This window comes from Proteus sp. MB838, from assembly GCF_054767435.1.
Map to the genome: position 1 here is coordinate 1 of NZ_BAABMO010000125.1, position 302 is coordinate 302.

Consider the following 302-nt stretch of genomic DNA (forward strand, 5'->3'; position numbering starts at 1 on the left):
CAGAGACACAATGGTTGAAGGAAGCCCCATCACAACCGTTACAACAGTCACTTAAAGATTTGGAACGGGCTTACAAGAATTTTTTCCAGAAGCGTACCGCTTTTCCTCGATTCAAGAAACTCGGTAAAAGTGACGCTTTTCGCTACCCGCAGGGCGTGAAGCTCGATCAATCCAATAGTCGTATATCATTGCCAAAGTTGGGATGGATGCGCTACCGCAACAGTCGTGAAGTCGTCGGAGAAGTGAGAAACGTCACGGTCAGTCAGTCATGCGGTAAATGGTACGTCAGCATTCAGACTGAG

General features: G+C 47.7%; 1 pseudogene. It reads left to right on the forward strand.

Features of this window, described 5'->3' with window-relative positions:
- A pseudogene (locus tag ACYUCW_RS18250) lies at positions 1–302 on the forward strand (RNA-guided endonuclease InsQ/TnpB family protein); the annotation flags it as partial.